Here is a 6969-nt window from a genome sequence, read left to right on the forward strand (position 1 = left end):
CGAATCCGTAGCGCCGGCTACAGCGGCTTCAGCTTTCGGGAGATTGCCGCCGACGTCGGTGTGAAGAGCGCCAGCGTTCACTATCATTTTCCGACCAAGGAGAAGCTCGCGGCGGCCGTTGCCCGCCGATACACGGATCGTTTTCTCGGGGCGGTGGATCAGCAGATTGCCGGCGGCAAGGATATTGTCTCGGCGTGGCGGCAGGCGTTTCGTATAGCGCTGCAGCGCGACGGGCGAATGTGCCTGTGCGGTGCTTTAGGGGCGACGGCGCAAGATTTGTCCAGTGAAGTCAAGGACGAAGTCAAGCGCTTCTTCCTGCTCGGAATCGATAAACTGACGAAGGCAGGACTAACGCGAAACAGCGCTCTGCACGTGCTTGCCGCGCTGGAAGGCGCGATGCTAACGGCGAACGTTCTGGAAGATCCATCTCTGTTCGACAATGGAACTGCCGCGCTTGCATAAACCTGCGATGCTCGCAAGGAAGGCTTCGCGGCACGCTGGCTGGGTTCAGGTCAGCCAGAACGCTGTCGATAGCCCAAGCCTGCACGCCTGGCTGGACAGGAGCGAGGTTTGTGGGAAGAGGGTGCTCGCAGTTTTCGCAATAGTATGTGACGATCGGACCGTCAGGTTGCGAGAACGCCTTGCCAGCGCGTGTCGCGCGGCGAGGGGCGGCGGTGCAGCCGGCGGTCGAGCAGTTCGCGGGCCTTCACGGGTTCGCCGCTCCGCATGAGCGCGAGGACGAGCATGTCCTCGATCATCTCGCGCTGGGCGCCACTGCCGCCGATGCGCACGACCTCGGCCGCCACCGGCTCCAGGACACGGGCGCAGCCGGCATAGTCTTCCTCTGCGAAGGACAGGGCGGCGCGGCAGATTGCGGGCACGACCGATCCTGCAGCAAGCGCACCCGCATCGACCAAACCCTTCAACGCCTCAGTCCGCTGCTCGACCGCCGCCTTGTCGCCGACCGCCGCATCGATAATGGCCCTGTGGACATCCGCGAAGGCAAAGCCGGCCTTCTGGAAGTATTCACCGGAATAGGCAGCCGCCGCATCCCAAAGGCCCACAGGCACCGCGTGTCCGTAAGCCTGCAGCCGCCACAGGAAAGAGGCGGTGTCGCTGACCACGTTGACGGGCATGCCGGCGGTCACCGAGGGCTGAATGTAATCAACGTAGATCGCCAGCGCCCGCGCGGGATCCTCTCGTGCCAGGGCGCCCAAGGCCGAGTGCCAGGCGATATGGCCGTGGAGGATGCCGGTTCGGTCGTAGCGAGGCAGCCAGTCCGCGATCAATCTCTCGGCGTCCTCGCCAGCGCCGCCCTCGTACATGGCATGCGAGAGCGCGTGCGCTGCATTCGCGTTGTTGATTCTAAGATCGTAGCCGCGCTGAGTGAGCGCCCGGCCGTGCGCCACATTGCCGTTCTCGGCATGAGACCAGCCTCGGTAGGTAACGAACCACCAATCGTCATCGGCGAAGTGGCGGGCGTGGCGTTCACAGAGATCCACGCGCGCCTGGTCGTGATCAGCCATCCCCGAGAAGGCGAACAACCCGAAGGCGCCGAGGACCAACGACAGGATAAGGACGTCGCGCGGCCAGGTGTCGGCGTGCGCCAGTGCGCGCTCCAGCGCTTTGGCCGACTGGCCGTTGATGGCAAGCGACACGATCGCCACATGGCTCCGTTCCCGCTCGGTCCCGCGCCGCGCGACGATCTTCTCTGCCGTCGCGATCCGCTCCTTGGCCTTGGCCACTTCCGTTCGGATCGCGTGCAGTCGCGCACGGGCCGCATGCGCAAGCGCAAAATCCGGATCGGCTGCGATGGCCTCCTCGAGAACCTCCGCGGCGCCGGGCCAGGTCGAAAGAAGCAGATTTACCCCCTCCCGGTAGCGTTCGGCCGCAAGGTCCGATGACGTCGAGAGTGGCAGGCCGCGGCTGTCGAGTTGGGTCATGGCAGATTCCTCATCGCAGGATCGGCGCGTATTATTGCGCATTTCAGCGATTATAAGGGACTCGCTACTGACCGTATTTCGACAGACTGCCAAACCATGTAGATTAGATGACAACCTTCATGTCCGACCGACCAAGGAAGAACGATCCGGTCCCACCCCGTTTGGCTACCCCGTGACTGCGCGGGAGGGCGCGATGAGGGTTGCCTGCGTGATGATTGGCGGAGGCATGTCTATGCTTGGGTGGAGACGTGGTCACCTGAAGAGTACGATTTCGGCAGATTGGATAGGTGCTGGTCGACCAATCGCAGGAATCGTTGGTTGCGAGCCACCGCAACCAACGATCTCTACTATTCCAAAGGGGCCTGGGGCCGACGACAGGATCGCTCGCCGGGGAGCATTGGCACGAACATCAGTCTTCACCCGGATCAACAACCTGTTGGAACCACGCACAAAACGCCGCCACTGATTTCTGGCGCGATGCCTTGCTAATTAGAAAATAGCTTTCCCTATCGAGAACCGAGGTGTCGGAAAGCACGATCAGGTCACCGTTCTTGATTTCCCGTCTGCATACCTCGACCGGACAGAGCGCGACGCGATGGCCGGCGATCGCGGCGGTCGCCAGCAAATTGAAGTCCTGAAAAACCAGCTGGCCTCTCCGTCGATCCATAAACAACCGATTACGAAGCACTCCAAAACACTCGGCTACGTCTATGTCTTGCTGGCGATCGCCATCTCGGGCAGGACGGCTTCTCCAAGCTGCTGGGCGAGAAGTACCCGGCGATCATCGTGACCGTGATCCGCTTCTGGGCCTTTGCCGTGTTCGTGACGATTCTTGCCGCGACGTCTCCCAAAGGCCTGCAGCGGGCCTTCGTCACGAAGCGACCGGTGCTGCAGCTATTCCGAGGTATTCTCCTGGCCTTTGAGATTGTCGTCGTCATCGCCGCCTTCACCGTCGCCGGGTTGGCGATGAGCCAAGCAGTACTTCAAGCGACGCCGCTGATCGTCACGATCCTGTCGGTACCCCTGCTCGGAGAGAGGGTCGGCTGGCGACGCGGCATTGCCGTGGTCGCCGGCCTATTCGGCGTGCTGGTGCTTCTGAACTCGGTGGCCGTTCAATTTGATGCCCGCCTGATGCTTCCGCTGACCGCAAGTGTCATGTATGCGTTCTATGCAATTGCGACCCGGGCAGTCAACAAACACGATTCTGCAGTGACGAGCGTCCTCTATGCGGGGTGGGAGGAGCCGTGGTCTTGACATTCGCTGGACCTTTCTACTGGACGCCGATTCATATCGCCGATTGGCCCGCAATGGCCGCGCTTTGCGTTTGCGGGGCACTCAGTCATTATTTTCTCATCAAGGCTTATGGCCTGCTGAGTGCCGTCGAGGTGCAACCGCTCACCTACCTACAGCTCGTCTTGAGCCTTGGCATCGCAACCGTATTCTTCCCTGAGACCATCATCTGGAACATGCTGATCGGCGCCCTCATGGTGGTGGGAGCCGGTCTCTTTACCGTCTGGCGAGAATACCGCTCGGGGCGGCGGCCAATGAGAGCGACCTGATTCGAGGGCGACTACGCCATCGCAAATCGCACCACAGCGGATGGGGTCATTTTGGCCTCCTTCCCGCTTTTTACTGTCCGCCTGCAGGTTGGCTGCGAGCAGCGAAAGTCATGCCGCCTGTTTTTGGTATCTATCGCTGGACCAATCGTAGGAATCGTTGGTCCCGAGCCCGCGCAACCAACTCACATTTGCATGACTCAGTCGGTTAGCAGTTGAAGAATGGCCGGCGACACCTGCAGTCATTGGACTCCAGCCCGAAACGCTGGACTGTGAACATGGGCCGACTGAGTCCACGAAGCAACCGTTCCGGCGCATAAGCGCCCCGTCTCTGGGGTGCGGCGTGGATCAATCAGCTTTGCCTGATTTCCGAGATCATCTTCGTCATTGCATCGTAGACACATTGAATAGATGCCTCCAGGCCCTGCCTTTTCGTGTAAGCTGCCATAGGGACTTCCAGCGCGAGCATGACCTGCGGCGGCAGGTGCTTAAGGAATCCCTTTAGATCCAATCCACCTTGCCCGGGAGGCAGACGTTCCTCGCGAGCTTGGAATAGCAGGCCTTCGAGAGTTTGAGGATGCGCGGCCGGTGCGTCGCTGATGTGAACGAACGGCATTTTGGCCGGATTAAGCATCATCAGTTCCTCGAATGTGCCGCCCGACCGCGCGAAATGAAGTGTGTCGACGAGGATACCGCTGTTGGGTTGATCGACCCCGTTCACGAATGCATGCGCGTCAGCAAGGTTTTTGATTTCCGCCCAAGGAAAAAACTCCATCATCACGCGCATTGAGTAATCCGAAGCCAGTTCGCACAAGGCTGCGTAGCGGTCGGCAAGGCGTTCGCGGTCCGGATCGTAAGGAGCAACGATGACGTTGCTGGCCCCCAAAGCCGATCCCGCCTCCAGGAACGACCGTAGCCCGCCAACGTCGAGCGTTGGCGTGATCATCACAAACTCGATGTCGGACACGCCAATGCCGGTATCGCTGAGTGCGGCTTTCGTTTCACGAAGCATGAGCGGATCATTCATCAGGGGATAGCCGGGGCTCTCCGGCGTCACCTTCAGCAATCTCAAACCAACGGATTTGAATCCGACACGCGCCGCGACCCTCACCAGATCCGCAGGTGCAAGCGAAATGGCGGTCAGATGGGCAAGTGACAGTTGCATGGCGTACTCCTTTGTAGCATTGCTCTCCTGCGGCCCTGTTCCGTCAAACGACGGCGTCGGGATCGTCGGTTTCGAAATCGGTTGCGCCAGCCGCATGGCGGCCCGTGATATAGCCGAAGGTCATGGCCGGGCCGAGATTGATGCCGCCGGCCGGGTAATAGCCGCCCATGATGCTCGCCATGTCGGTTCCAATCGAGTAGAGGCCGGATATTGGCTTACCGGCGTCGTCGAGCACCTGGGCGTTCTCATTCGTCTTGAGACCGGCAAAGGTGCCAAAACTGCCAGGAAGAACCTTGACGGCGTAGAACGGTCCGCGTTCGATCGGAGCAACGCATGGATTGGGCTGCTGCCTTGGGTCGCCCTGGTTTCGGTTGTACGGCGTGGATCCACGCCCGAAGACTGGATCTTTGCCGCGGCGGGCATGAAGGTTGTATTCGTCAACGGTCGCCCGGAGGCCCTTCGGATCGATGCCGCACGCTTGCGCCAGGTCTTCGATCGTCCTGCCGGTTTTGAGATAGCCCGAACGGACATGCGGGAAGACGGGCATAGGGGCCGGTCTCGAATGGCCGAGACCGTAGCGGCGCTGGAACCGGTGATCGCAAATAAGCCAAGAGGCGACTTCCTCACCTTTCGGCACGGCCGCAAGCATAGCGGCGACATAATCGTAATAGCCATGGGCTTCGTTCACGAAGCGTCGGCCATTGGCGAGGACGCCGATTACGCCGGGCTTGCCACGGTCGATGATGTGCGGGAAGTGCCCTGTGCTCCCGCCCCGGTAGGGCACCAGCGAAACCGGGCACCAGGCACCTGCGGCAGCGAGCGTGGTGTCCACCACGCCGCCCACAGATTCCCCCAACCTCAAACCGTCGCCGGAAGTGCCGTGGGGAGGAAGGGTCCAGTGTTCCCGGCCGGTCGGGGCGTGGGGGAACAGTTCCCGTCTTCGCTCCAGGTCATTCGGAAACCCGCCAGCAGCGAGCACGACACCACGGCGAGCGCGGATGACGCGTTCGCCTTCGCTCGTCCTCATAATGGCTCCAGTGACCCTCCCGTCCTCGGACAAGAGGCGGATCACCGGCGCGCTGACGCGAAGCTCGACACCGAGGTCATGCGCCGAGCGCATCAGCCGTGCGACGAGGGCGACCCCGTTGACCAACTGCATGGCGCGGTCGTGAACGGTCAGATCCCACAGATGTCGGATAAGCCGGCCGGTCACATGGAGGAATGACGTTAGCGATCGCGTGGCGGTGAGAAACGCCCAGAGATCCTTGCCCGCCATGATGGGCATGCCCATCAAAGCGGTTTCCCGCATGGTGTCGCGCAGGAGTTTTATGAGCGGCCCGAGTTCGCGGCCGTCATAGGGCGCGGCGGCCACGGAACGGCCGCCGGTTCCGGCACCCGGCTGATCACCGTGGATGTCGGCGATGGCATTGCCGTCGGCAAACTTTAGCGCCGTCTGCCGTTCAAAAAACGACACCATGCGCGGCGCGTGATGAAGGAAGGCATCGATCCGCGCCGGATCGAACCGGTTGCCGAGTTCATGCTCCAGATAGGTGCGTGGCGCCGAGGCGTCCTCGCGGACACCGGCGCGGCGGGCAAGCGGATTGAGCGGTGCCCAGATCCAGCCACCCGACCAACAGGTGGCGCCGCCGATGACAGCTTCCTTCTCGGCGACAATCACATTCAGCCCGTGATAGGCGGCCGTCACGGCCGCCGAAAGGCCGCTCGCGCCGGAACCGACCACCAGAAGATCGCATATTTCCTCCATGGCGAACCTCACATTTCCCTTAGCTAGTGCCCGTCCATAAACGGCAAGTCGCTGACTTTGTTGGCTTATTCTCGATTTTCCGCGGGTAAAGCCCGACGGTTTCAGGTACACTTTAGGTTCAAGCGACTGATTCTAAAGGGAAACCCGCAACCGCCGGAGCCGACAATGCGCCGAGAACGCACCGTCCAGGCCAGCATATTCGATCTTTTCGCCGAACACGAGATTGGCCGTGAACTGAAAGCGATGTCACAGTGGCTGGACGAGCATGGCGAACTGCTGAGCCGGGTGACGCGGGATCTGCGCCGACACGGCATCAAGGAAACCGGCCGCGAGGGGTTGCCGGTCGAGGCTGTGCTGCGCTGCGCGCTGCTCAAGCAGCATCGCCAGTTGAGTTATCAGGAACTGGCCTTCCATCTCGAAGACTCAGCCTCGTTCCGGGCCTTTGCCCGGTTGCCGTGTTGGGGTGGACGGCTCCCAACGGCATCGCGATGTGCCAGAATGAGTTCGTTGAAAGCTCAATCGAGGGAAGACCGTCCGTGG

5 protein-coding genes and 2 pseudogenes are annotated in these 6969 nt (G+C 61.3%); 3 read left to right on the plus strand and 4 right to left on the minus strand.

Translation table 11 applies throughout. From position 1 onward, the window contains the following. Nucleotides 1–462: TetR/AcrR family transcriptional regulator (locus tag QN224_RS28780; RefSeq protein ID WP_283979437.1), on the plus strand; the 462-nt coding region annotated here is incomplete at its 5' end. 161 nt (nucleotides 463–623) lie between these two features. Here QN224_RS28780 and QN224_RS28785 read toward each other — a convergent pair. After that, nucleotides 624–1943: a tetratricopeptide repeat protein gene (locus QN224_RS28785; RefSeq protein ID WP_283979438.1), complete on the minus strand. Its 1320-nt coding sequence runs from the start codon at nucleotides 1941–1943 to the stop codon at nucleotides 624–626. 409 nt (nucleotides 1944–2352) lie between these two features. Next, nucleotides 2353–2586: pseudogene (locus QN224_RS28790) on the minus strand (LysR family transcriptional regulator); the annotation flags it as partial. 18 nt (nucleotides 2587–2604) lie between these two features. On the opposite strand from QN224_RS28790, the pseudogene QN224_RS28795 reads away from it, so the two are divergent. Further along, a pseudogene (locus tag QN224_RS28795) lies at nucleotides 2605–3502 on the plus strand (DMT family transporter). A 349-nt stretch (nucleotides 3503–3851) separates the two neighbouring features. Here QN224_RS28795 and QN224_RS28800 read toward each other — a convergent pair. Then, complete coding sequence (locus QN224_RS28800) at nucleotides 3852–4664, minus strand: sugar phosphate isomerase/epimerase (protein ID WP_283979439.1); 813 nt, start codon at nucleotides 4662–4664, stop codon at nucleotides 3852–3854. A gap of 43 nt (nucleotides 4665–4707) precedes the next feature. Beyond that, nucleotides 4708–6429 carry an FAD-dependent oxidoreductase gene (locus QN224_RS28805; RefSeq protein ID WP_283979440.1) on the minus strand — a complete coding sequence of 574 codons (1722 nt, stop codon included), beginning with the start codon at nucleotides 6427–6429 and terminating at the stop codon, nucleotides 4708–4710. A 165-nt stretch (nucleotides 6430–6594) separates the two neighbouring features. On the opposite strand from QN224_RS28805, the gene QN224_RS28810 reads away from it, so the two are divergent. After that, nucleotides 6595–6969: transposase (locus QN224_RS28810; protein ID WP_283979441.1), on the plus strand; the 375-nt coding region annotated here is incomplete at its 3' end.

The sequence above is a fragment of the Sinorhizobium sp. 7-81 genome (assembly GCF_030124405.1).
GTDB lineage: Bacteria > Pseudomonadota > Alphaproteobacteria > Rhizobiales > Rhizobiaceae > Sinorhizobium > Sinorhizobium psoraleae.

Bases quoted from the DNA above. Each gene is read 5' to 3' on its own strand.
- QN224_RS28785 (WP_283979438.1), bottom strand. From the start codon at position 1,943: ATGACCCAACTCGACAGCCGCGGCCTGCCACTCTCGACGTCATCGGAC.
- QN224_RS28800 (WP_283979439.1), bottom strand. From the start codon at position 4,664: ATGCAACTGTCACTTGCCCATCTGACCGCCATTTCGCTTGCACCTGCG.
- QN224_RS28805 (WP_283979440.1), bottom strand. From the start codon at position 6,429: ATGGAGGAAATATGCGATCTTCTGGTGGTCGGTTCCGGCGCGAGCGGC.